The sequence below is a fragment of the Patescibacteria group bacterium genome (assembly GCA_034660655.1).
Classification (GTDB): Bacteria; Patescibacteriota; Patescibacteriia; order JAACEG01; family JAACEG01; genus JAACEG01.
The window spans coordinates 1-24,693 of the sequence record JAYEJU010000021.1; the positions used below are offsets into that span (position 1 = coordinate 1).

25 protein-coding genes and 1 tRNA gene are annotated in these 24,693 nt (G+C 28.6%); 14 read left to right on the top strand and 12 right to left on the bottom strand.

The features are described 5' to 3' along the window. Window positions 1-582: 582 nt before the first annotated feature. From U9O55_01320 to U9O55_01360, 9 genes are all read right to left on the bottom strand, one after another. Window positions 583-840, bottom strand: coding sequence for a hypothetical protein (locus tag U9O55_01320; protein MEA2088466.1), 258 nt, complete (start codon window positions 838-840; stop codon window positions 583-585). A gap of 9 nt (window positions 841-849) precedes the next feature. Then, window positions 850-1,155, bottom strand: coding sequence for an AbrB/MazE/SpoVT family DNA-binding domain-containing protein (locus tag U9O55_01325; GenBank protein ID MEA2088467.1), 306 nt, complete (start codon window positions 1,153-1,155; stop codon window positions 850-852). A 367-nt stretch (window positions 1,156-1,522) separates the two neighbouring features. Next, window positions 1,523-2,398 carry an MBL fold metallo-hydrolase gene (locus U9O55_01330; protein MEA2088468.1) on the bottom strand — a complete coding sequence of 292 codons (876 nt, stop codon included), beginning with the start codon at window positions 2,396-2,398 and terminating at the stop codon, window positions 1,523-1,525. 67 nt (window positions 2,399-2,465) lie between these two features. Beyond that, window positions 2,466-3,908, bottom strand: coding sequence for a ComEC/Rec2 family competence protein (locus U9O55_01335; protein ID MEA2088469.1), 1,443 nt, complete (start codon window positions 3,906-3,908; stop codon window positions 2,466-2,468). Window positions 3,909-4,117: 209 nt separating this feature from the next. Further along, window positions 4,118-5,218 carry a rod shape-determining protein RodA gene (gene rodA / locus U9O55_01340; GenBank protein ID MEA2088470.1) on the bottom strand — a complete coding sequence of 367 codons (1,101 nt, stop codon included), beginning with the start codon at window positions 5,216-5,218 and terminating at the stop codon, window positions 4,118-4,120. Window position 5,219: 1 nt separating this feature from the next. After that, window positions 5,220-6,107 carry a hypothetical protein gene (locus U9O55_01345; GenBank protein ID MEA2088471.1) on the bottom strand — a complete coding sequence of 296 codons (888 nt, stop codon included), beginning with the start codon at window positions 6,105-6,107 and terminating at the stop codon, window positions 5,220-5,222. A gap of 114 nt (window positions 6,108-6,221) precedes the next feature. Continuing rightward, window positions 6,222-6,293, bottom strand: a tRNA-Glu gene (locus U9O55_01350). 115 nt (window positions 6,294-6,408) lie between these two features. Then, window positions 6,409-6,531: a hypothetical protein gene (locus U9O55_01355; GenBank protein MEA2088472.1), complete on the bottom strand. Its 123-nt coding sequence runs from the start codon at window positions 6,529-6,531 to the stop codon at window positions 6,409-6,411. A 137-nt stretch (window positions 6,532-6,668) separates the two neighbouring features. After that, window positions 6,669-6,845, bottom strand: a complete 177-nt coding sequence (locus tag U9O55_01360) for a hypothetical protein (protein MEA2088473.1) — start codon at window positions 6,843-6,845, stop codon at window positions 6,669-6,671. 356 nt (window positions 6,846-7,201) lie between these two features. On the opposite strand from U9O55_01360, the gene U9O55_01365 reads away from it, so the two are divergent. The 13 genes from U9O55_01365 to U9O55_01425 all read left to right on the top strand — a co-directional run bounded on the left by U9O55_01365 (window position 7,202) and on the right by U9O55_01425 (window position 19,546). Continuing rightward, the gene (locus U9O55_01365; GenBank protein ID MEA2088474.1) at window positions 7,202-8,131 is read left to right on the top strand and encodes an ATP-binding cassette domain-containing protein; all 930 of its coding nucleotides are present in this window, start codon (window positions 7,202-7,204) and stop codon (window positions 8,129-8,131) included. A gap of 6 nt (window positions 8,132-8,137) precedes the next feature. Next, window positions 8,138-8,854 (top strand): ABC transporter permease subunit, encoded by a 717-nt coding sequence (locus tag U9O55_01370; protein MEA2088475.1) that lies wholly within the window; start codon window positions 8,138-8,140, stop codon window positions 8,852-8,854. A gap of 4 nt (window positions 8,855-8,858) precedes the next feature. Further along, on the top strand, window positions 8,859-10,457 hold the full coding sequence (locus U9O55_01375) for a GldG family protein (protein MEA2088476.1): 1,599 nt from the start codon (window positions 8,859-8,861) through the stop codon (window positions 10,455-10,457). Window positions 10,458-10,469: 12 nt separating this feature from the next. Continuing rightward, window positions 10,470-11,393: a DUF4340 domain-containing protein gene (locus tag U9O55_01380; GenBank protein ID MEA2088477.1), complete on the top strand. Its 924-nt coding sequence runs from the start codon at window positions 10,470-10,472 to the stop codon at window positions 11,391-11,393. A 627-nt stretch (window positions 11,394-12,020) separates the two neighbouring features. Next, window positions 12,021-12,185, top strand: coding sequence for a hypothetical protein (locus U9O55_01385; GenBank protein ID MEA2088478.1), 165 nt, complete (start codon window positions 12,021-12,023; stop codon window positions 12,183-12,185). A gap of 118 nt (window positions 12,186-12,303) precedes the next feature. Next, a complete protein-coding gene (locus U9O55_01390; protein ID MEA2088479.1) occupies window positions 12,304-12,978 on the top strand; it encodes a peptidylprolyl isomerase in 675 nt (224 codons plus the stop codon). An 8-nt stretch (window positions 12,979-12,986) separates the two neighbouring features. Continuing rightward, the gene (locus tag U9O55_01395; GenBank protein ID MEA2088480.1) at window positions 12,987-14,489 is read left to right on the top strand and encodes a fused MFS/spermidine synthase; all 1,503 of its coding nucleotides are present in this window, start codon (window positions 12,987-12,989) and stop codon (window positions 14,487-14,489) included. A gap of 19 nt (window positions 14,490-14,508) precedes the next feature. Continuing rightward, entirely contained in the window at window positions 14,509-15,978 is a 1,470-nt protein-coding gene (locus tag U9O55_01400) for a hypothetical protein (protein ID MEA2088481.1), read from the top strand. A gap of 203 nt (window positions 15,979-16,181) precedes the next feature. Continuing rightward, window positions 16,182-16,472: a co-chaperone GroES gene (locus tag U9O55_01405; GenBank protein ID MEA2088482.1), complete on the top strand. Its 291-nt coding sequence runs from the start codon at window positions 16,182-16,184 to the stop codon at window positions 16,470-16,472. A gap of 112 nt (window positions 16,473-16,584) precedes the next feature. Continuing rightward, window positions 16,585-18,240: a chaperonin GroEL gene (gene groL / locus U9O55_01410; GenBank protein ID MEA2088483.1), complete on the top strand. Its 1,656-nt coding sequence runs from the start codon at window positions 16,585-16,587 to the stop codon at window positions 18,238-18,240. A gap of 372 nt (window positions 18,241-18,612) precedes the next feature. Next, a complete protein-coding gene (locus tag U9O55_01415) occupies window positions 18,613-19,014 on the top strand; it encodes a hypothetical protein (protein MEA2088484.1) in 402 nt (133 codons plus the stop codon). 9 nt (window positions 19,015-19,023) lie between these two features. Then, complete coding sequence (locus U9O55_01420) at window positions 19,024-19,296, top strand: hypothetical protein (protein MEA2088485.1); 273 nt, start codon at window positions 19,024-19,026, stop codon at window positions 19,294-19,296. A 40-nt stretch (window positions 19,297-19,336) separates the two neighbouring features. Beyond that, entirely contained in the window at window positions 19,337-19,546 is a 210-nt protein-coding gene (locus U9O55_01425; protein ID MEA2088486.1) for a hypothetical protein, read from the top strand. 342 nt (window positions 19,547-19,888) lie between these two features. Here the strand turns inward: U9O55_01425 and U9O55_01430 are convergent, their stop codons facing one another. From U9O55_01430 to U9O55_01440, 3 genes are all read right to left on the bottom strand, one after another. Next, window positions 19,889-20,944: an SIS domain-containing protein gene (locus U9O55_01430; protein ID MEA2088487.1), complete on the bottom strand. Its 1,056-nt coding sequence runs from the start codon at window positions 20,942-20,944 to the stop codon at window positions 19,889-19,891. A 178-nt stretch (window positions 20,945-21,122) separates the two neighbouring features. Next, window positions 21,123-21,881 carry a class I SAM-dependent methyltransferase gene (locus tag U9O55_01435; GenBank protein MEA2088488.1) on the bottom strand — a complete coding sequence of 253 codons (759 nt, stop codon included), beginning with the start codon at window positions 21,879-21,881 and terminating at the stop codon, window positions 21,123-21,125. A gap of 31 nt (window positions 21,882-21,912) precedes the next feature. Continuing rightward, the gene (locus U9O55_01440; GenBank protein MEA2088489.1) at window positions 21,913-22,965 is read right to left on the bottom strand and encodes a Fic family protein; all 1,053 of its coding nucleotides are present in this window, start codon (window positions 22,963-22,965) and stop codon (window positions 21,913-21,915) included. 241 nt (window positions 22,966-23,206) lie between these two features. Here U9O55_01440 and U9O55_01445 point away from each other — a divergent pair, with 241 nt between their 5' ends. Further along, window positions 23,207-24,691, top strand: a complete 1,485-nt coding sequence (locus U9O55_01445; protein MEA2088490.1) for a glycogen/starch synthase — start codon at window positions 23,207-23,209, stop codon at window positions 24,689-24,691. Window positions 24,692-24,693: the final 2 nt, after the last annotated feature.

Here is a 24,693-nt window from a genome sequence, read left to right on the forward strand (position 1 = left end):
TTTGCTTGTCTTCCTTATTTATATTATTGTTTTTATCTTTTTTCATAAAAATTTTTTAAAAAAATAAAAAAACGGCAGTCGTTTTTTTATTTTGATTTTTATACAGTGTGTATATTATTTCCTGCCTGTGAGATGGTTGCAAAATTATTTCTGCTGCAATTTTATATTTTAGGCTGTGACTTCGTCAGATTGCGTAAAAAGATTTTCACCGTAGCATTGCTACGTCTCAAATCTTTTTACTTATCTTCCTTGCCTCGCTCTAAAATATAAAATTTCGCGACAAAATAATTTTACAATCATCTCTATATAATTTATCATAGGCTTAAAGTTTTTGCAAGACTAAACTGTTTTTATTTTTTTATAAAAATTATAGATTTGATTATTAATTTTTTCATCAAAAGTTAATGCGATATTATAAATCATAATATTAAAGAATATTCTTTATTTATTAAATTTTTCTAAAAGCCGCAAAAGATTATTAAATACAACAAGCATTATCTGAACTTATTATTATTTATCTTAAAATAAATATTATCTTACGACAAACGCGCGATTGGTTATAATATTTTTTAGAAAATAAAATCAGGGCTTTTTCAAAATATCGTGAGTCCCGATGTTTCTTAAAAGGTAAATTTTTTTATTAATTTGAAATGTAAAACGATAAGAATCGCTAATTCTTGCTTCCCAAATATTTCTTGGGTCTTGCATTTTTTTAATATTTAATGATGGATGTCGCGGGTCGGATAATAAAAGCTCCATCTGTTTTTTGCTTAATTTTTTGATATGTTTTGGCAATTTTTTATATTTCTTTTTAAATTTTTTGGTTATATAAAATTTCATATCAAAAATTTAACCTTCTAATTCTTGAAATAAATCATCTGCTGTTTTAAAAGGTCCTGTAATCTTATTTTTAGCAATATCTTTGTCAGCGTCTGCTTCGTCTTTTTGCCATTCTTTAGTATAAAAATATTCCTGATCAGGGTGGACTATCTTAATAGGTTTGATAATGATTTCTTGATTTCTATTTTCAATTTTTACATAATCGCCTTCATCAAGATTAAACTTTTTTCGCAAACTATATGGCAAGGTAATCTGGTGATGCTTTTTTATTTTTGCTAAAGTTATTAAATCACTTGTTTTATTTTTTTGTAACATAATTTTAATTTTATGAATTTAATAATTTCATAATATCAGAAAAATATTTTTTTGTCAAACAAAAAAACTTATCTTAATTAATTTTGTCAAAAAATTAATTACGCGATAAGTTTAATACATTTTTTTTATTTTTTTAAAACTGATGACAGCGCATAAATAAGTTCCACCTTATTTTTAAACCAACAAAGTACATATACCTTGAAAAATTTAGCTCTGCCACCAGCATCAAAAAAATAAAAAAATTTGCCAAAAGAAAAAGGTATATGGGTTGGGTTGTTTGTTGGTTTGGGTGGTGGAACTGTTTGATTTGTTATTTACACAATATCATATTTAAAAATCGTGTCAAGAAAAGTTATCCACAGTAATATTATCTTTCTGTTTTAACTAAAAAATTATTATTTCCATTAGAGATAATATTTACTGTACCGTTGTGATCAGTGCGATAGACTCTCGCGCCAAGTCTTTCTAATCGTTTGATAACACGGCGGGAAGGATGCCCAAATTTATTATCAGCGCCAACTGAAATCACAGCAATTTTAGGTATAACTTCTTTTAAAAATTCTTTTGAGCTTGAATTAATCGCGCCTTGATGTCCGACTTTTAAAATATCAGCATTTAAGTTCAAATTGTTTTCTAATAATACCTGCTCTTCTTCTAATTCCGCGTCTCCAATCAAAAGAATAGAATCGTTTTTGTATAACAGCTTTGCCACTATTGAAGTATTGTTTAAATTTGGAATTTCTTTTCCGCGCAAATCTTTGTCTGGAAAAAGAATTTTTAAAATTAGATCATTGCCCAACTTTACTTCTCTTGGTTCTTTAATTAAAGTGAGTTTAATATTTTTTTCTTTAATTTTGCGCAACAGCTCGCCATAAGTTTTTGTTGGATAAAAAACGCCATTGTAATAAATTTCTTTTACATTATATTTATTTAAAACTTTTATTATTCCTGTTATGTGGTCGCTGTGATGATGGGAAATAATTATCAGATCAATGGTTCTGTCGTAAAATGGCATCACAGAATTTAATCTTTTGATAATTGTATTGTCTGGCCCGCCGTCAATTAAAATATCTTGTTTATACGGAGTTTGGATGAAAGTTGAATCGCCTTGCCCTATATCAAAAAAATTTATCCGCAGTTTATCATTATCCTGATTAGATGAAATAACATTAAAACCTAGGAAGCCAGACAATAAAATAATTAAAAAAAGAAAATTTATTTTTTGTTTTTTAGAAAAATACATAGAATGACTTTAACATATAAATATTTTAAAATCCCCCTTTATCCCCATTTTCTAAAGTGGGAACTATTTAATTAAAAAATGTTTCAAATTTATTATTCTTTTTCCAATAATGAACTCCTATAATAATTAACGCGTAAATTATCAGTATTATTAAAAAATTAATTTTTTCCATATAAAAATGGCTTAACGGCAACGAAACAAATAAACTAACTATTTTCAAAAACATATTTAAAATAGCCCAAACTATCCATCCAATAACAACAGCTAATTTAATCGCGATAAATCCTGAAAATATTAATATTAGCCCTAAAAAAAGAATAACAGGCAGAATAGGAACGGCAATTAGATTAACAGGCAAAGCCAAAAAGGGAATATTTCCAAAATGATAAACAGCTACCGGAAGTGTGGCTGCTTGAGCTGAAAGCGTGATAATTAAAATTTTTTTTAATCCGTAAAAATCAGGGATATTTTTAAGCCATTTGTAAAAAATTGGGGATAGATAAATAATTCCTAAAATTGCTAAAAATGATAATTGAAATCCAACATCTCCAAAAAGAAATAACGGGTTAATAATAAGGAGAAAACTGGCCGTGAGCGATAAAACGCTGATTAAATTATTAACCCTGCCTAAATGTCGCGCCCACATAATTACGCTAATCATAATTCCGGCTCGGAACGCTGAAGCTGGAAATCCAATCATTATAATGAACAGCCATAATAAAATAAGTGTTATATAAAACGCTTTTTGCCGCCATATTCCAATAGAAATTAAAATAGACAGTAAAATAAAACTAATAATGACAAGATGCATTCCAGAGATAGCCGTAATATGGCTGATTCCGACTTGCGCGAATTTTTCCCGCCAATCATTTGGAATTTGTTTTTTATATCCTAAAATAATTGCTGAAAGTATTTTTGATTCAGGGTCTGGCAAAGTTTTTTCAATAATATTTCTGCTTTTTTGTTTTTGTTTTAAAATTTTTGCGTAAAATTTATTTCCATTGTTTTTGGATTGCAAACTGATTTCAGGATAATAGCAGATAAATTTTATTTTGTTTTTTGTCAAATATCTGCCATAGGAGCTTTTCGCGTCTATAATTTTTGGCTTACATTTTATTTTAATCTTATCGCCGTAAGAATATTCTGGATAAAGATCTGTTCTTAATAATATTTTTTCTTTTGTTAAAACATTTTTAATAATTAGCTCGCTACAATTTTCTCTATCTTCAGGCTCTTCTATTATTATTCCTTTTAAAACAATTTCTTTTTGTTGATTAGAGATTGTTTTTTCAGGCTCTGTTAATTCGCATCGTAATACTCCTATTAAAAAACAAATAGAAAAAATGATTAAATAATGCAGGAATAATTTTTTTTTATTTAAAAAAAAGGCAACAATAAATATAATTAATAAAAAATAACTCCCAAAAAGAGGCAGTCTTATCAGGCTGGCAATTCCGATGCCAGTAATAAAAGAAATAGAGCATAAAAGCAATATTTTAGATCTGTTCATATTAGATTTGTTGTGTAATTAGTTTCTATCGCAATTTCTATATTCCTGCCTGACGGCAGACAGGTTGGTCAAATTTTCCAAAAATTTTTCCTCCCGCAGCATTGTGGGAAAGGCTAAACCTTAAAAATTGTTTGAAAAATTTGTCTCATCCGCCCAGGGTGCCTTGGTCGGACGTTACAAAATTAATTACGCAACAAGTCTATAAATTATTATTCATATTTATTTTTTGTTAAAACACTTGAAATAATTCCAAGCATTATAAAGGTTGTTATTAAAGAGCTTCCGCCATAACTTAAAAGAGGAAGTGGAATTCCCATGACAGGAGCTACTCCTATATTCATGGCAATATTTAAAAAAATTTGTGAAATAAAGTAAATTAAAATACCGATTATTAAAAAAATTCCAAAATCGTCGCGGACCATTTTTAAATTTTTAATTATTACATAAAAAAACAGAGCGTAAAAAAACAGCGCCAAACTTATGCCTAAAAATCCAAGAGATTCCGCAAGGCTCGCGAAAATAAAATCAGTATGCGCTTCTGGCAAAAAATTAAGCTGGCTTTGCGAACCAAATGAAAATCCTCTTCCAAATATTTGTCCGCTTCCGATAGCGATTTTTGATTGTATTACATTATATCCTATTCCAAGCGGGTCAGAAGACGGATTTAAAAAAGTTAGAATTCGCGCTTTTTGATAATCTTGAAATCCAAAAAACCAAGCAAAAATAAAAATGATAATTAAAGCCAATAAAAGAAAAAATAAATGTTTTTTTTTAATTCCGCTAACCAAAAGCATGCCAAACCATAAAATGAAAAGAATTATTGCTGAACCTAAATCAGGCTGGCGCATTATTAGTATAAAAGAGGGCGCAAATAAAATTCCGCTTAAAGCAATAAATTGAAATTTTTTTATTTCATAAGCCCGAATAGAAAAAAAGCGCGATAAAACTATAATCAAAGCGATTTTGGAAAATTCAACTGGCTGGAATTGAAAACCGCCAATAACAAACCAGCCTTGAGTTCCGCGTATAGATTGCCCAAAAAACAGAACTGTTATTAATAAAAATAAAGAAAAAAAATAAATACAATAACTGTAAGTTTTAAAAATTTTGTAATTAATCGCATTGAATATGGCAAAAAATAGGATTCCCAATATTGCGAAGCTTAACTGTTTTTTAAAGAAAAAAAGATTGTTTTCATTCCCCAAATCAAGAGAATAAAGTATAAGAAAACTAAATGAAATTAAAATAAGGGTTATTGCTAATAACCCTTGATTAAAACGATATAAATTTTTTATTGGGAAAAACAACATTTTATTTTGGCAATCCTATGATATTGTTTTTACTCATAATAATACTGCTATCCAAGATGTTAACCTCTGGCAGGATAACAATTTTGTCAGGTATTGGTATTGAATCGCGCCATCTTACTTCTATCGCTCTTTGTTCTCCTGACAAGATATTATTAGATAAAAAATAATTAATGCTAGTCATAGCGGGACCGTTGTATGTCGCGATATAAAAACCGACTTCATAGTAATCAAAGATTGTATTATTTTCAGCTTTAAAACGAATAACGCTTATTTGATCGTCATCTTCAATCCCTAAAAGGTAGGAATTTAAATATTGGGAATCTTTAATGTCAAAATTAATATATTTTTTTACTTCATTCGCGAATTTTTCTTCGTCAGCTTTTTTGATTCTTTTCCATTGAATGTTGATAATTATTATGTTAGGCTTAAAAATTTTTTGATCGCTTTTAATTCCAAAACTTGTTATATATTTTTTTTCGCCAGGAAGTATAAATGTTTTTTTTATGTCGGTTTTTAAATTATTATATATGAAATAATATTCTACTTCTTTTACAATCCATTTTGTCTTGTTTGGATTATGAATTTTGGCAACAAAATTATATTTATTTTTATCTAAAGCAATTGAATCAAGCTCTGTAACGCGTATGTCCTTTGGTTTGTTTTTTTCTTTGTATGATTCGTAATCAATGTTGTGAGATAAGATTTGAGACATTGTTTTTTCAAAAGCAACTTTTTCTGAGGAATAAAATCTCGTTAATTTTATCGCTGAAAAACTGATTAAGAAAACTTCAGTTAAAATTAAAATAATTAAAAATAATTTTTTTGTTAAAATTTTATGGCTGACAATCCAATATCCTATTTTTAATTTTAAATCGCTTAATTTATACATAACGATTTAGAGATAAATAAAAAAATTTATTATTTAGTGTTTGTTGGTGGAAGCGTTCTAGTTATCGGATTTTATTTATTATAACAAAAAAATAATTTTTTTCACAATTAATTGTAGCCCGTAGGGGAATCGAACCCCTGTTTCCAGGATGAAAACCTGGTGTCCTAACCACTAGACGAACGGGCCAAAACAAAAATAAAAATAAAATAAACAGATTTCTGTTTGTTTTATACTAATATAGAATGGTAGTCTTGTCAATATTGTAATATAATAATAAATATATAAACAGCATTTTTTAATCTTAAAATGATATTGAAATGATTTTGGCGATTTTGTAAAATATTATAATTGTTATGTCGCCAGCCACTGTCGTGTCTGTCGCAGAATTATATTCATTATAAGCAGGCTTTTCATTTCCAATCATAAAAATTATTTTAGGTGCGCTATAAGTATTATTTAAATAATGCAGATTAGCGGTTAAGATGCGTTCTCCATTTGGATAATTTTGGCTATAAAATTTTGCGACCCAATAACTGTTATTGGTTGAATCAATTTTTGTTGCTAGTATTTTTTTTCAATAATACTGTTGTCAGAACTGCTTAAAACAAACTCGCATCTTGATTCATACAAAAACGGAATAATTATATTTGCTCCAGCCTTTAATGTTGTTTTTCCTAAAACCATTAATCCTTCTTGCGGAATTATGATTTTAAAATTAAAGCTTTGACCTTCTGACAAATTTGTTAAGTTAGTTATTTAAGCAAATAAAAAAGTTGCTGGAAATGATAAAAAAGAAAAAACTAAAATAATAATTAAAAAAGAAATCATTTTTTTAAAAAATTTCACATCATAAATAATAATACTTAAAAAATTAATTAACAATTTTGTTATACTACAAAAAATAAAAAAATAAACTGTTTTTTTGATAAGTTATTTAATTATATTTTAATTATTTGATATTAAAAATAATGCGGATTAGTAAAAAAATTTGACAAACTTTTTTTTTGTTTTAAAATAAAAATTAGTTTAAAAATATTTTTTTGAATATAAAAAATTGATTTGGATTTTAACATATATTTTTACATTGTGTTTTTATGATTAACATAGAAAATTTAACAAAAAAATATCAAGATAAAAAGGTTTTAGATAATATTTCTTTTAATATAAAAAAAGGAGAAATTTTAGGTTTTCTCGGGCCGAATGGAGCAGGTAAAACAACAACTTTAAAAATCATCACAGGTTTTATAGCGCCGACAAAAGGAAAGGTAAAAGTAGGCGGAATTAATTTATCAAAAGATTCATTAAGTATTAGAAAAAAAATAGGATATTTAGCTGAAAATAATCCATTATATGAAGATATGAAAGTTTATGAATTTTTATATTTCATCGCTAATCTAAAAGGCATTAAAAAAGAAAGGATTGTCAGCAAAATCAGAAAAATAAATAAAACTTGCGGATTAGAAAAAGTTATAAGCAGAACTATTAATGAACTTTCAAAAGGATACAGGCAAAGAGTCGGCTTGGCGCAGGCAATGATTAATGATCCTGAAATTTTAATTCTTGATGAGCCAACAAGCGGGCTTGACCCAAACCAAATAGTTGAGATTAGAGAATTAATAAAAAAAATAGGGAAAGAAAAGACAGTTATATTTTCTACTCATATTTTGAACGAAGTGCAGGCTGTTTGCGACAGAATAATTATTATACATAACGGAAAGATTGTCGCGTCAGGCACTCCTGATGAATTATTAAAATCAGCTGGCTCTGAAAAAAATATTTATGTAAAAATTAAAGGGACAAGAGACGAAGTTTTGAGCAGATTAAAAAAATTAGAAAACGCTAAATCTGTTAAAATAAAAGATAAAGAATCAGACAATATTTATGGGTATGAAATCAAATCAGACAAAGGAATTGACTTAAGAGAGAAGTTGTCAGCGGAAGTTATGCGTAATAATTGGAGCATTTTGGAATTTAGAAAAGAGGAAAAAGGATTAGAAGATGTGTTTAGAAAATTAACAAATTAGTTTTTTATGAATAATATTTACACAATTTTTCGGAAAGAAATAGCAAGTTATTTTAACAGTCCGATTGCTTATATTTTTATCGCAGTATTTTTGATTTCATCAGTTTGGCTGTTTTTCCAAAATTTCTTTTTGGCTGGGCAGGCAAGTATGAGGGGATATTTTTATTTTCTGCCTTGGATATTTCTTTTTTTGGCTCCAGCAATTTCTATGCGAAGTTTTGCCGAAGAAAAAAGAAACGGGACATTAGAATTGTTGCTTACTTTACCAATAAAAGATTGGGAGGTTGTGTTAGGAAAATTTTTATCAAATGTAGTTTTTGTTACGGTTACAATTTTGTTGTCAATTTCTATTCCTATTAGCATAAGCAGCTTAGGCGAGATGGACATGGGATTGATTGTTGGCGGATATTTAGGAGCGATTTTATTGGCAAGCAGTTATCTTGCTTTGGGGCTTTTTGTTTCTTCGTTTACCAAAAATCAAATTGTGGCTTTTATTATCGCAATTGCTGGTTTATTTTTTCTGTTTATTTTAGGTTCAGGATTTGTTTTAAATGTTGTCCCAGCTTTTTTAGTTCCTATTTTTAGTTTTTTAGGATTGGGGACTCATTTTAATAATATTATTAAAGGAGTTGTCGACACTCGGGATTTAGTCTATTATTTTTCTTTTATATTCTTATTTTTATGGCTTACGGTAAGAAGCATAGAAAGCAGAAATTGGAAATAATTTTATGAATTTAAATCGCAAAATTAAAAATCAAGCAAATTTAATAACAACAACCTTGATTATTGTTGGAATCTTAGCAGTTGTTAATTTTTTAAGTTATCAAATTTTTTATAGGTTTGATCTTACTGAAGGCAAAGATTATAGTATTTCCTCAACAACTAAAAATTCTTTGAAATCTTTAGACGATGTTGTGTCTATTAAGCTTTATTTTTCCAAAGAATTGCCGTCAGAATATATGAATTTAAAACAGGATATAAAAGATATTTTAGATGAATATAAAAGCTATTCAGGAGGAAAAATAAAAATAGAAGAAATAAATCCGGGCGACAGCGAAGAAGAACAGCAAAAAATTCAGATGCTGGGCATTCCAAAACTTCGTTTTAATGTTGTAGAAAATGACAAGTATCAAACTTTAGGCGGTTATTTGGGGATGGTAATTTATTTTGAAGACAAAAAAGAGGTTATTCCTGTTGTAAGTAGCAGTAAAAATTTGGAGTATGAAATTACTATGGCAATTAAAAAATTAACACTGGACAAAATTCCTGTGATAGGATTTACTGTTGGCAACGGTGAAGTCAGTTTAAATGACGAGTTAACAATTATTGGAAAAGAATTAAAAAAACAGTATGGTATAACAGCCGTTGATTTATCTGACGGAAATTTAATTAGCGACAATATTGACACTTTGATTATTCTCGGACCGACTGCTGAAATCAATGAAAGATCAAAATATGTAATTGATCAATTTTTAATGAGAAGCGGCAGTTTATTGATTGCGCAGGATAGTGTTGTTGTTGACCAGCAAATGGCGGTTTCTCAAAACAGAACAGGATTAAATGACATTTTAAATTTTTATGGCTTAAAAATAAATGATAATTTGATATTAGACGGCGCGTCTAATGAAATAGTAAGTTTTTCAACAGGAGGATTTTTCCCGTCTCTTGTGAATTATCCTTTTTGGCCAAAAATTTTAAAAGAGAATTTTGACAAAAGCAATCCTGCCACAGCGAACTTGGAAACAGCATTTTTTCCATGGGCAAGCTCTGTTGACGTTTTGCCAGAAAAAATAGGAGACAATAAAATTTTAGAATTAGTTAAAACAACGGATGAAAGCTGGGCAGTTAGCGAAAATATTAACTTGGATCCTTTCCAAAAATTTGCTCCTCAACCAATGGGACAGCAAACTTTAGCCACAAGTATTTTTGGCAAATTTGAAAGTTTTTATAAAGATAAGGATATTCCTAAAAAAGAAAACGAAGAGTCTGACAGTGATGGCAAGGAAGAATTTGTTTCTTCTGTTGACAGCGCGCGTATAACAGTTATTGGAGACGCTGATTTTGTAAAAGACAACTTTTTATCAAGAAATATGAATAATTTGATTTTTTTCCAAAATGTTATTGACTCTTTAACTCTTGATCCTGATTTAATAAATATTCGTTCAAAAGGCGTAACAAGCCGTCCAATAGAAGAAGTGAGTGAAGCAAAAAAAATGTCAATAAAATATTTTAATATCTTTGGAGTAACAGTTTTAGTAATTGTTTTAGGAATAATAAAATATAATTTGAGAAAAAGAAGAAGGTTTGTAGAAGAAGACGAAGAATAATAAATTAAATATATGCAAATAAAACGAACTTACATATTAGGAATTATTTTTATTTTGCTTTTAGGAACGGCTTATTTTGTTAAAACAGCTCCTTGGGCAAATCATAAAGAAACAAGCAGTAATTTTTTTGTATTTGATAAAAATGTTGTTGATAAAATAGAAATCGTTAGTGAAGTAAACAGCTCGATTTTAGAAAAACAAAATGATTTATGGGTTGTTGCTTCAGCTAATAATTTTAAAGCTGACCAAACAACGGTTGAATCAATGTTAAAAACAGTTTTGGAAATAAAAATTGGGACTTTAATTTCAGATAATGCTGACAAGCAATCTATTTATGAGGTTGGTGAAAAAAAAGGCATAGCTGTTAAAATTTTCAGCAATGATAAAAATTTCGCTGATTTTGTAATAGGGAAAAACGGTCCTTCATATAATACTAATTATTTCAGGATTGCGGGGAATAATAAAGTTTATTTGTCAGATGTTAGTATGAGAATAGATTTTAGCCGTCCTGATTATCGCGATATGCGAATTTTAACATTAAATCAAGCAAATATTAGCAAAATAGAATTTGATTATCAAAGCAAAGCAAAAAATGTTGTTATAGAAAAAGAGAATGAAGGATGGAAAATTGTTTCTTCTGAAAAAATATGCAAACAAGAAATTGTTGATGAAATTTTAAGTATAATCAGTAATTTGAACGCTCAAGATATTGTGGAAGACGAAGAAAAAGAAAAAATTAGTTTAGACAAGCCAGAATTAAAGTTATCAATTTTTCAAGGTGATGATAAAAAAGTTTTATTAATTAATTCTGTTGAGCAGGAAGAAAATGAAGGTAAAAAATATTATTTAGTTTTAGAAGGCAATGAAATAATTTATTCTGTTAGTGGATATTTAGGAGAAAAATTAATGAAACAGAAAAAAGATTTTGTAGAATAAAAATATTAATTTAGTATGGATTAGTTTTAAACCTATCCATCTATCTGCTAAATTATAAAAATAAGGCATAAGCCTTGTTTTTTTGTCGCATAAAAAAAGGGTTGGCAGTTGTATAATTAAAATAATTATTTTAGATAAAAAAATTGATGAGATATTTTGTTAGTTGCACAATCTAACAAAAGAGGAAAATAAAATAATTGATAATAATTTATTGGTTAATATGTTTTAAATATTTATAGAAATATAATAAAAAAAATAGAGGACGAATGATTTTTTAGATAATAAAAAAAATCCTTTAAAAGGGCTTTCCCAACCACGTTCTTATGTTGGATGTCCTAGCCACGCCGCTGTTCGGCGACAGTTCGGAATATAGGTTTTTGTATTTTTAGTATAACAAATTTATATATTTTGTTAAAAAGTTATTAATAGGTTAAAATATAGCATTATATTAAATTGATAGAAAAAAAACAAAATTCGGCGCGGGATATATGGACGATAAACAAATAATTTATTGCTGTCCTCTGTGGAGAAACTGTGGCGCGATAAATAAAATTATATTATAATAAAGGCATTTATAGATGCCTCTATAGAGGCCTCTATAGAGGCATCTAAAAATAATTTTTATTTATGAAAAATATTATTAGAAAATTGGTCAGAAATAGCTCTTATAGCTATTCTCTGAATATTCCCAAAGAAATTGTGGATAAATATGGCTGGAGAGCTAAACAAAAATTAGTTATTAAAGACAAGGGAAGGGGATTGTTGGAAGTGAGGGATTGGAAAAGGAGATAAAAAAATGCAAATAGAAAAAATATTGCAATATGATTTCTACAATATAGCGGATTGACTAGTTGATTTTTAATTTATATAATTGTAATATAATTTATCTAATCATTAAGTTTAAAAAAATATGAAGAAGATTTTTTTATTTTTATTTTTGGCGTTTTTAATTTCTGGGTGTTCAAATAATCAAACGAAAAAATTAGATGCTGTAAATAAAAATATAACTAAAAATTTAAATATTAATAATATGAATTCAACAAATATTATTGAAAAACAACAAACAACAATTCAAGATGATTTTAAGGATTTAGCGTCAGAATATAATCAAGCGATTATTAAAACAAATTTTGGGGATGTAAAAATTGAATTTTATTCTGATGATTCACCTGAAACAGTTAATAATTTTTTAAATTTAGCTGAAATTAGATTTTATGATAACACAAAATTTCATCGCGTAATAAAAGATTTTATGATACAGGGCGGAGATCCAAACAGCAAAGACGATGATTGGTCTAATGACGGAACAGGCGGACCAGGATATAAATTTGCTGATGAATTTAACAGCCATAAATTAGTAAAAGGAAGCCTGGCAATGGCAAATTCAGGTCCGAACACAAACGGCTCGCAATTTTTTATTGTTACAAAAGAAGCAACTCCTTGGTTAGACGGGATGCATACTAATTTTGGTTATGTAATTGAAGGCATAGATATTGTAGAAAAAATAGAAGAAGTGGAAATTAATAATCGCGACCATCCGCTTAAAGATGTTATTGTTAAAAGCATAGAATTAATAAAAAAATAAAATAAAATATGTCTGAGAATATATCAAGGAAAAAACTTTATTTAGTTGTTTTTTTAACAGGAGCTATTGTTATGATTTTAGAATTAATAGGATCTAGAATTTTGGCTCCAATTTTTGGAACATCTATTTTTGTGTGGACGAGTTTAATAGGAATCATATTGGGCGCGATGAGCTTAGGATATTATTACGGCGGAAAGATCGCGGACAAAAATCCAAATTTGAAATTTTTTTCTTCCATTATTCTTTTTTCAGGATGTCTTGTATTTTTGATTTTAATTATTAAAGATTTTGTGTTGTATTCAGGCCTGTTTTTAGGGATAAGGACAGGAACTGTTGTTTCAGCAACAATTTTATTTGCTTTGCCAGCTATGTTTTTGGGAGCTGTTTCGCCTTATGCCGTGAGGCTGTCAATGAAAGCCGTGGAAAGTTCAGGCCATACAGTGGGAAATTTATACGCTGTTTCAACTTTTGGAAGCATTGTCGGCACTTTTTTAGCTGGTTTTTATTTAATTCCGAGATTTGGAAGCGCAACAATTTTGTATGGAATAGCAATAGCGTTATTTTTTATATCAGCGCTTGTTTATTTAGAAAAAAAATTCGCGATAAGAACAATATTTATTTTATTGTTTCTTGTTATTGTTTCTTTTAGCGCGAGCGCGATGAGCAATAGTAATTTTATTGTTGATAAAGATAGCGCTTATAATCATATTAGAGTTTATGACACAGAAGACGAACACGGACGCGTTATAAGGATTATGTCTGTTGAAAATTTTTTTGATTCAGGAATGTTTTTAGATTCTGACGAGTTGGCTTTTGAATATTCTAAATTTTTTAGATTAGGGGGCATTTTTAACAAGGAAATAAAAAAAGCTGTTATTTTTGGAGGCGCCGCTTATTCAATCCCGAAAGATTTTTTATCAAAAAATAAAAATGCCACAATAGATGTAGTTGAAATTGATCCAATGACAACTGAAATAGCAAAAAAATATTTTAGGCTTAAAGATAACTACCGTTTAAATATTTACCATCAGGACGCGAGAATATTTTTGAATAAAACAGACAAAAATAAATATGATATTGTTTATAATGACGCTTTTAGCTCTGCTTGCGCTGTTCCATTTCATTTGACAACAAGAGAAGCAATAGAAAAAATTTATAATATTCTTAATGATGATGGAGTATATGTTATAAATTTGATATCAGCGATAACCGGCGATTATTCGGATTTTTTTAGAGCAGAATATAAAACAATAAAAGAAAAATTTAAAAATGTATATGTTTTTCCAATAGAAGAATATAGCCAGAATTTTTTAAAGACGCACCAGAATATTGTTATTATAGCTAGCAAAAGAAATATTAATATTAATGATCTTATGGAAAAGGCAAAAGATAAGGAAACAAAAAAAATGCTTAAGCATTACTGGACATATAAGATAAAAATTGATAATATTAGAACATTGACTGATGATTTTGCGCCTGTTAATTATTATGCCGTTAAATATTGCAATTAAAATTAATTTAGTTATTTATATGAAAAAAACAAAAAATTTATTTTTAACAACCATACTTATTTTTTCTTTTCTGTTTGTTTGTTTTTTGCCGACAAATTTCAGCTCTGCCGAGGTTGATGACAAAGATGTGGTGCTTGCCATTTATTTCACTGGAATTGGGTGTTCGCATTGCGCTAAAGTTGATCCAATAATTTTTGAACAATCTTTGACTGAGAGGGATAATTTTGCTGTTATTGAATATGAAATTTATCAAGATAGAAATAACGCGCCTTTGTTTGACCAATGTTGCGACAATCTTGATTTGCCTGCTTGCAGACCGTTTGGTCCGACTCCTTGTAAGGGAATTCCTTTGATTTCATTTTCTAATGAACATAGCAATATTTTGACAGGCGATAAAATTATTTTAAAAGAATTGGATAACAAGCTATCAACAATCAGAAATAATCATTGTTCTTTGTTGGGCGACACGATAAATTTTTCTGATTTGGATTTTAACAATCTTCCAGGCAGCCCGAAAATTTGGATGCACAGTAAAATTTTAATCAGAAATTCAGACACAAATTTTAATAGCGCGATATTAAAAGATTTATTATTAGCGGATAATGTTGAAAATGTTTTGCGAAATAAAAAATATAATAAAGTTGAGCCACGAGCAGTCTCATTCTCTGGCGGAAAAACAAAATTTGACAACGCGATAAGTTTAGGTGGATGGATTTTTCAGTGGAATGGAAATAGCATAGATGGAGCAATCAGTGAAAATCAAAACAATAATTATCAAGCAAAAGAAATAAAAAACGAGCTTACTATTTTTAAAATTATTTCATTAGCGTTAGTTGACGCGATAAATCCTTGCGCTTTAGCGGCAATGCTTTTAATGTTAACCGCAATTTTGGCTTATAATCCTAAAAACAGAAAAAATATAATTTTAGCCGGCTTAGCTTTTGTTTTTTCTATTTTCGTAATGTATTTTTTATATGGATTGATTATAATTAAATTTTTTCAAATAATTCAATCCTTGACTGAAATCAGAATTTGGGTTTATAAATTTTTAGGATTAGCGGCAATTATTTTAGGTGTTTTAAATATTAAAGATTTTTTTGGTTATAAGCCCGGAACATTAGGGACAGAGATGCCGATATTTATGCGTCCAAAATTCAAAAAAATAATCTCTGGAATTACTTCACCTAAGGGAGCTTTTGGTGTTGGAATTTTTGTTACTTTGTTTTTATTGCCTTGCACAATCGGACCTTATATTATTGCTGGAGGAATGTTGTCTATGATGGATATTTTTAAGACTATTTTGCCTTTGCTTTTATATAATTTTATTTTTATTCTTCCTATGCTTGCGATAATAGGTTTTGTTTATTTAGGTTTTAAAAATGTAAAAGATGTTGACGATTGGAAAGAAAAAAATATTCATAAATTGCATTTAGTCGCGGGCTTGATTATGTTTGGGTTGGGAGTTTCTATGGTTATTGGTTTGGTTTAAATATTAGATATTTTTTATAATTTGTATATTTGTTAAATGTCATATATTTTTAGTCTTGACATTTTTTTTATTATTTTTATAATTAAAACATACTGATTAGCACTCACAATATTAAAGTGCTAAATTTAATTAATTTAGTCTTATAAAATATATAATAGAAATAGAGAAAAATTCTGTTTATATTTTATAGCAAAACCATTTTTATGAGTATAAAACCATTGGGCGATAATGTTATTATAAAAGCAATCGCCAAAGACGAAAAAACAAAATCAGGGATTGTTTTGCCTGAAACAATTGATAAAGAAAAGCCTGAGGAGGGCGAAGTCATTGCGATAGGTCCCGGCAAAATGCTGGATAATGGCAACAGATCTGTTGTCGGAGTAAAAGAGGGGGATACAGTTTTATTTAAAAAATATAGCCCAGACGAAATAAAAGCTGACGGAAAAAATCTGTTGGTTATATCAGAAAGCGATATCATCGCAATAATTAAATAATTTAATTTTGAATGATACGAATTAATATACAAATATTGTAAATTTAAGTATAAAAAATATATTTAATATTTGCGGCATTCGCATATAATTCGCGGCATTCGCATTATAATTTATGGCTAAACAAATTTTATTTGATGAAAAAGCAAGAACTGCTTTAAAAAAAGGAGTTGATCAGCTTGCTGATACGGTAAAAGTAACGCTTGGACCAAAGGGTAGAAATGTTGTTTTGGATAAAGGGTTTGGATCTCCAACAATTACTAAAGATGGCGTAACAGTCGCGAAAGAGATTGAGCTTGAAAACAAGTTTGAAAATATTGGAGCGGAAATAGTAAAAGAAGCAGCGTCTAAAACAAATGATGTTGCTGGAGACGGGACAACAACAGCGACAATTTTAGCTCAGTCAATGATTAATGAGGGGCTTAAACTAGTGTCAGCTGGAGTTAGTCCGATTGATATTAAAAAATCAATTCAAAAAAGCGTTAAAGATGTTGTAAAAAATTTAAAATCAATGAGCAAACAGATATCTTCAAAAGAAGAAATCGCACAGGTTGCGTCTATATCAGCAAATGACAAAGAGATAGGCGATATTATCGCGGAGGCAATGGAATCAGTTGGGAAAGATGGGGTAATTACTGTTGAAGAAGGACAGTCTTTTGGAGTTAATAAAGAAGTTGTTGAGGGAATGCAATTTGACAATGGATATATTTCTCCTTATATGATTACTGATACAGATAAAATGAAAGCTGAATTTGATGATCCAAATATTTTAATTACTGATAAAAAGATTTCATCTTTACAGGAAATTTTGCCTCTTTTAGAAAAGCTGGCGCAGGCAGGGAAAAAAGATTTAGTGATTATCGCTGATGATATTGAAGGCGAAGCATTAGCAACTTTTGTGGTTAATAAATTAAGAGGAGCTTTTAATGTTTTAGCGATTAAATCTCCTGGATTTGGCGACAGAAAAAAAGAAATGTTAGAAGACATCGCTGTTTTGACTGGCGGAAAAGTTATTTCTGAAGAAGTTGGATTAAAATTAGAAAATACAGAAATTAAAGATTTGGGTCGAGCGCGAAAAGTTGTTTCCACAAAAGAAAACAGTACTGTTGTTGAAGGAAAAGGCAATGAAGAAAAAATCAGGGATAGAGTAGAGCAAATTAAAAAAATGATAGAAAATAGCGACAGTGATTTTGACAAGGAAAAACTGCAAGAACGGTTGGCAAAACTTTCAGGCGGAGTCGCGGTAATTAAAGTTGGCGCGGCAACAGAAACAGAAATGAAAGAAAAAAAATACCGCATTGAAGACGCGTTGTCAGCCACAAAAGCCGCTGTTGAAGAAGGTGTTGTTTCTGGCGGAGGAATTGCTTTCATAAAAAGCGTTTCAAAAAATAAAGAAAATGACAAAACAATTGGAGATAAAATAGTTTATAACGCTCTGCTTGAACCTATGCGCCAAATCGCGTTTAACGCTGGAAAAGACGGTTCTTATATTTTTCATGAAGTATTAAGAAATCAAAAAGAAAAAGACAATAAAGATATTGGTTATAACGCGTCTTCTGATAAATTTGAAGATATGATGAGCGCCGGAATTGTTGATCCGACAAAAGTAGCAAGAAGCGCTTTACAAAACGCGACTTCAGCCGCAGTTATGTTTTTAACAATTGAAGCCGTTGTCACTGATAAGCCTGAAGAAAAAAGCGAAGGCGGAGGAATGCCAGCTGGAATGGGCGGAGGAATGCCGGGAATGGGCGGCGGAATGCCAATGATGTAAAAAATTTGTAAAATTTTTAAATAAAAAAGTGGGATTAAACTCCCGCTTTTTATTTTTGACATTGATTTTTTTAAAAAATACGCACCATTTTTTTATTTTATTATACAAAAAATTCAACCTACCCACAATTGCAATCTATTTTTATTTTTGTTATCATCAAAATATGTCATCAATAAAAAAACAAAAAGGAAGATAGATAAAATTAGTTTAGATGGTAAAAAAATAAAAAAAGAGAGCAATTTTTACTATTGTGGGAAAGTTGCTTTCTCTCATTTTTTTTATCAAATATTTTACACTATTTTTATAAAAAGAATAAAAATAATTTGTAAATATTCAACAATATTTTTTATTTATATTTTAACCAAAAAAATTATGAAAATCACATTTACAAAATCATTAATTCTAAGTTTTCTTATCATTTTTTTCGCAAATATTTATGAAATTATAAATACTATCCCGCCTGATGGAAGATGGAAAGTTCAAATACCCATAACAAGTATTTTTATGATTATATATTCAATTTTATTTGTTATCATTAATAAAAAATTGCTTAAAAATCCAAAAAATTATTATTTTATGTTGTTATTCAGCGCGATATTGTCAATAGTGTTTATTAATTTTGCCCATGAATTACAAATAAAATTTCAAGACGCTACAGCGTTTTATGTAATGCAATATATCCCTACTCTTCAATATATAATTATATTAGGATTGGGACTTATTTTGTATATTCCTATGATAATATTTTTAGAAAAAAAATTAAATAAAGAATAGAATATAAAAATGAAGTTAATAGATGTAGTAAAAAAATTTTTATTTTTGTTTGGTTTATCTATTTGTTTGTTTGTCGCTGTTTTTATTTTTACAGGGATAGATGAAATTTGGAATAATGGCAAAATTTGGATATATGGATTAGGGATGGCTGGATTTTTATTTACGCTTGGAATATCAAGTATTATTATTTCAATAAGCCAAAAAAAACAGGCGCCAAAATTTCTTCTTTATTTATTATTACTGTTTTTTATATTGATTATTATAGGATTTTTTAATTCTTAATTTACTTAATTAATTTTTGAATAAAAATAATTATAAATATATGGAACAAATATTAAATGAAATTTTAGACGCCGTAAAAATGAAAATGGAAAACCAAGGCGATTATTCTCGTGAAGCCTACAAAGGATTTATTGACGAAGCTATTGATGATTTTATAAAAAAAGGAGTGCTGACCGATGCTGACAACACAGAAATGATGATAGATAAACTTATGTCGCAATATAAAGATGTTTTGAACAGGGTCTGCTGACGAGAGCACTTTCGTTAGTGCAATTTTCAGATTTTGAGACAAATTTTTCAAATAATTTTTTTAGCCTACCCATAGGTAAGGTAAAAAAATTTAGGGAAAATTTGACCGAAATATGGAAATTGCAGTAGAAATGGCTCTCGTTAGCAGACCCCCAAATGACAGAAGAATAATATTTAAAATATAAAAAATAAATTTATTATTTTATATTGTTATTTTTTTAAAAAAATAACAAAAACCGTTGAAAAATATTCAACGATTTTTTGTCTACAATGAGAATAATTAATTGTTGTAAAATGAATGCGACCGCGTCAATTTTACAACAATCGATAAATTTTTTAATTTTTATTTCATCTGTTTTTTTAGATAATCAACATAAGGATTTGGCGACGGATCTAAATTATTCAACATTGCCAAATAAAAACTCGCATAGCTCCCCAAGACAAGAAATTCCATAGATTGTTGTAATTTAGTTTTTGACGCTAATTTATATTCAATAAAATAAATTTTATTTTGCTTTAAAATTTTTTGTGTTATTTTATATCTAAGCTGATTTCGTTTGTGATATAAATTAGAATTGAAAAATAGAAATATCAAATTTTTGCTATTGGTTTTTGGATTTTTTAGCCCTTCTAAAAGATGATGGTTAATTTCCGGAATTTCCATAAATGTTGAAAAATTTTTAGGTCCTTCGTTTATCTGATTTCTAAAAGCGCGGCAGTTTCCAGTTAAAAATTCAGATCCGATAATAATAGGAATTTTATTTAGCATTGCTTTTGCTATTTTTATTGCCTGATTATTTGTTTTTTGCAAAGCGAATTTTTTATTAAAAATTTTTATTGTTTTTATATTTTTTTCCAATTCACTTTTTGAGATTTTAATTAAACCAACTTTCTGAAATAACAACAGCTGGGCAAAAATAGAATATCCCAAAGCCATTCGCGGCGTATTACAGCTGTTATGTTTTGGATTAAAAATATAAGACGGGATATTGTATTTTTTAGCCAAGCCTGCCAATTTTCCGCCTGAGGCAATAATAAAAATTTTCGCTTTTTGTTTTTTTGCCTGATTAAAACATGAAATTGTTTCTTCTGTATTTCCTGAATAGCTGGATATCACGCACAAACTATTTTTATTCAGACAAGCTGGCAACTTGTAGTTATTAACAATTTCCATTGGAATTTTAAGCTCTTCTAAAAAAACAGATTTTATAATGCGCGCTCCAAGGGCTGAACCTCCCATTCCGCTTACAATAATATTGTCTGATTTTTTGTAATATGATGGAATATTTATTTTTTTCATTTCATCAACAACCTGACCGCATTGCAAATCTAATTCTTGAATAGAATTATAAAGATTTTTTTTATCAAGTTTTTTAATTGTTTTTAAATTGATTGGCATATTTTTTTGTCATTCCGTGCTTGACACGGAATCTGCTTTATAAATTTAGAGATTCTGAATCAAGTTTAGAATGACAATTTTATAATTTAATAATTCAAAATAATTCGGATTATTTTTTCGTGGCATTCCTGCCTGCCGGCAGGCAGGCGGATATAATTCGTAGATTCGGATTATATATTTATTTCTTCGCGATTGTTATAATATTCCCGCCTTGAAAACGACCTACTTTTTTGCCGTTCTTGCTGTAATAAGAATTTAAAATTTTAAAACCGCTTTCTTTTGTTAATTTGTCCAGTTCTTTTTTTTCAAAAGCGTAATAATAAAGAGGGCTTGATTTTTCTCCGGCTTTCCATTCAGTCATTATGTCTTTTATTTTAAATTCTTTTTTATCTATACCGTATTTTTCTTTCCACTTTTTAGATGAAATTTTTAATTTTTTAAAATTATAACAGAATATATTTTTTTTAAAATTAAAATTCCAAAGATTCCAATTTGTCATTAAAAGAATTCCGCCGGGTTTTAATGTTTGATATAATTTTGATAAAGCCTTTTTTTGCGCTTCTCTGCTCGGAATGTGATTTATAATGGCAATGGCAAAAATAGCGTCAAACTGATTTTTCGCGAACGGCATATTATCAATATCAGATACGGCAAATTGAATATTTGATGAAAAATGCTTATAACGATTACGCGCTATGTCAATCAATTTTTCGCAATAATCTATTCCAAAATATTCAATATTTTTATTTTCTAATTCTTCAAATATGCGTCCGTTACCACAACCAACATCCAGCACTTTATAATCATTGCGTATATATTTCGCCAAATTTTTCAAATCTTTCCAAATATAATTTCTGGTAACAGAAAAATGCTCAGCGATTTCTTCATAACTGTCTTTATTTAACTCAATAATTTTTTCAACAATTTGTTTATCCATAAATTTATTATTCTCAAATACCTTACAATTATTATAAAAAATAGTTTCCAACAGCAAATTTAAACTGTTCAATAAACAACTCTTTAAAAAATCTTGCGCTATTTTGCTCATAAAAAATGATTGTTGCTTTTTTGTAATCTGCTTCATCAATGCTTCTATAAGAAAGAGGACAAATATTATTAGCTAAAAGTATAGCATTACTCAAAAGCCGAGCAGTTCTTTTGTTGCCGTCTTCAAACATTTGGATATAAGAAACTATTAGCACTGAAACAAGCGCCTTGGAAAACGGATCTCTTAATTTATTTATAACTTTAACAAATTTTTCTACAGCTTCAATAATTTGATGCTGATTACCTAACGGTTTGTATCTTGTGCCGACTATGCCCACAGGAATGCTTCTTAACCCATCTTGAATATCTAAATTTTGTACAATTAATTTATGTATATTTTCAATTTTATGCAAGGTAATTTTTTTAAAATTGTTTCTTTCATCAATAACATAATCCAAAGCTTTTTTATGATTAAGAATCATTATTGCTTCTTCTTTGCTTTTGCCCTTTGCTTCTTTATTCTGCTTTATTAGAATCTCCGTATCAATTAAAGAATAGGTGTTTCCTTCAAGCCGTGAAGATTTCCAGCTTAATTCAATAGTTAACCTCTCAAATTCTTTTTTAAGAATAACTGAAGAAAGTTTTTTAATTCTTTCTTGATAATTATTATTCAACTTTTCCAGCTCTGCCAGTTCTTCTGAAATAAAAATTTCTTTTAAATTTTTAAATATGTCAAAATTAAAATTCTCAAAAGCAATTTCTCTTTTGTCGGTAGATTGCTTAAAATATTCTTCAGTGTCAAAATAAGCAAGCAAGTCGCCTGGCGAAAATTCTTGATAATAAATATTTCTGCCTTTTCCATATTTTTGAATTAAGCTATTTTCCAAAAGTTTATTAATATTCCGCACTATTGTTACTCTGGAAACAGAACCAAAATTTTTTTCCAAATATTTTTTAATTTCTTGATTATTCGCTTTTTTGTATTTTCTGATAAAATTTAAAATATTTAATTGTCTTTTAGTTAATTTTTGCATAATTTAATTGTATCATTAATTTTAATTAATTATATCATTTTACAATAACAAATGCAACAATTAATTTTCGCAATCAATTTTCAAAATATTCAATATTTTTATTTTCCAATTATTCAAACATTGTATTAGTCCACCTCATTCTGGACAAAAAGTTATTTTTAATTTGTTTATATTTTTTAATGAAGTTTAAAACATCTTGAAACTGTTGGCAAAATATTTTTTTTGTATTATCATTATTGATATGAATAATCTTCCAAATAAGTCTAAAAAATTTAATATCGCGCATATAACTTCGCAAATTGCGCCTTTTTCAAAAACAGGAGGAATGGCTGATGTTGTAAACGCGCTTTCTAAAAAGCAATCTTATTTTAAACATAATGTAATGATATTCAGCCCCTATTATGGTTTTATTAGAAAAAAAGATTTTGAAAGAGAGACAATCGCTAAAAATTTGCAGGCTAGACTAGGAGAAAAAAAATATAGTTTTGCTGTTAAAAAGGTAAAAATTTTTGATAATGCCAATATTTATTTTATTTGCAATGATAAAATGTTTGGAACTCATAAGATTTACGGAACTGATTTTGACGGTTTGCGTTTTTATTTTTTTGAACTGGCTGTTTTGCAATTTTTGCGGCATAAAAAAATGGCTCCTCATATTATTCATTGCCATGATTGGCATGCTGGATTAATTCCTAATTTGATTAGAAAATCAAAATTTTTTGCCAAAACAGCCACGGTTTTTACAATTCATAATTTGGTTTTTCAAGGGGCTAAAAATTGGTGGGAAACGCCGACGAAAAAGAAAGACAGTGGCAGGGGGGCAATAACAACCGATAAAAAAAAGATAGAATATTTGAATTTTACCAAAAGGGGAATTTTATATTCTGATGTTATTAATACTGTTTCTGAACGCCACGCGAAAGAAATATTAACTTCTAAATACGGGCAAGGATTGGAAAAATTATTAAAAAAGCGGAAAGACGATGTTTATGGAATTATTAACGGCATTGATTATAAAGTGCATAATCCTAAAATTGACAAATATATTTATCGCAAATATGATTGGGATACGCTACGGCATAAAAAGATTAATAAATTAGCTTTGCAAAAAGAATTAAAATTAAAAGAATCAGAAGAAATACCTTTAATCGGTTTTTCAAATCGTTTAAGCGAACAAAAAGGAATTATTTTATTGCAAAAAGTAATGGATACTTTATTAAAGTTAGATTTGCAGTTTGTTATTGTGGGAGATCGTGGTGGGACAAAAGAGTATATTAATTTTTTTAAAAAAGTCGCGAGAAAACATCATGATAAGTTGGCAATTTATTTAAAAAGCCGTTTTCCAGAATATATGGAAAGCAAGATGTTTGCGGCAAGCGATATGTTTTTAATGCCTTCGCGTTTTGAACCATGCGGAATTTCGCAAATGAAAAGTTTGCGATATGGCAGTATTCCAATAGTGCATAAAACTGGCGGGCTTTCTGATACGATTGAAAATTTTAATCCCAGAACGAGGCATGGAAATGGATTTGTTTTTGATTTTTATAATGAGCAGGAATTTTTATCAGCCATTATAAGAGCTTTGGAAAATTATAAATATCCGAGCTGTTGGGAATATTTGACATGGAGGAGCATGAAATTGTCTTTTTCATGGGAATTGCCAGCTAAAAAATATTTGCAACTTTATAAAATAGCAATTAAAAAAAGAAATGATAAAGATTTTTAATT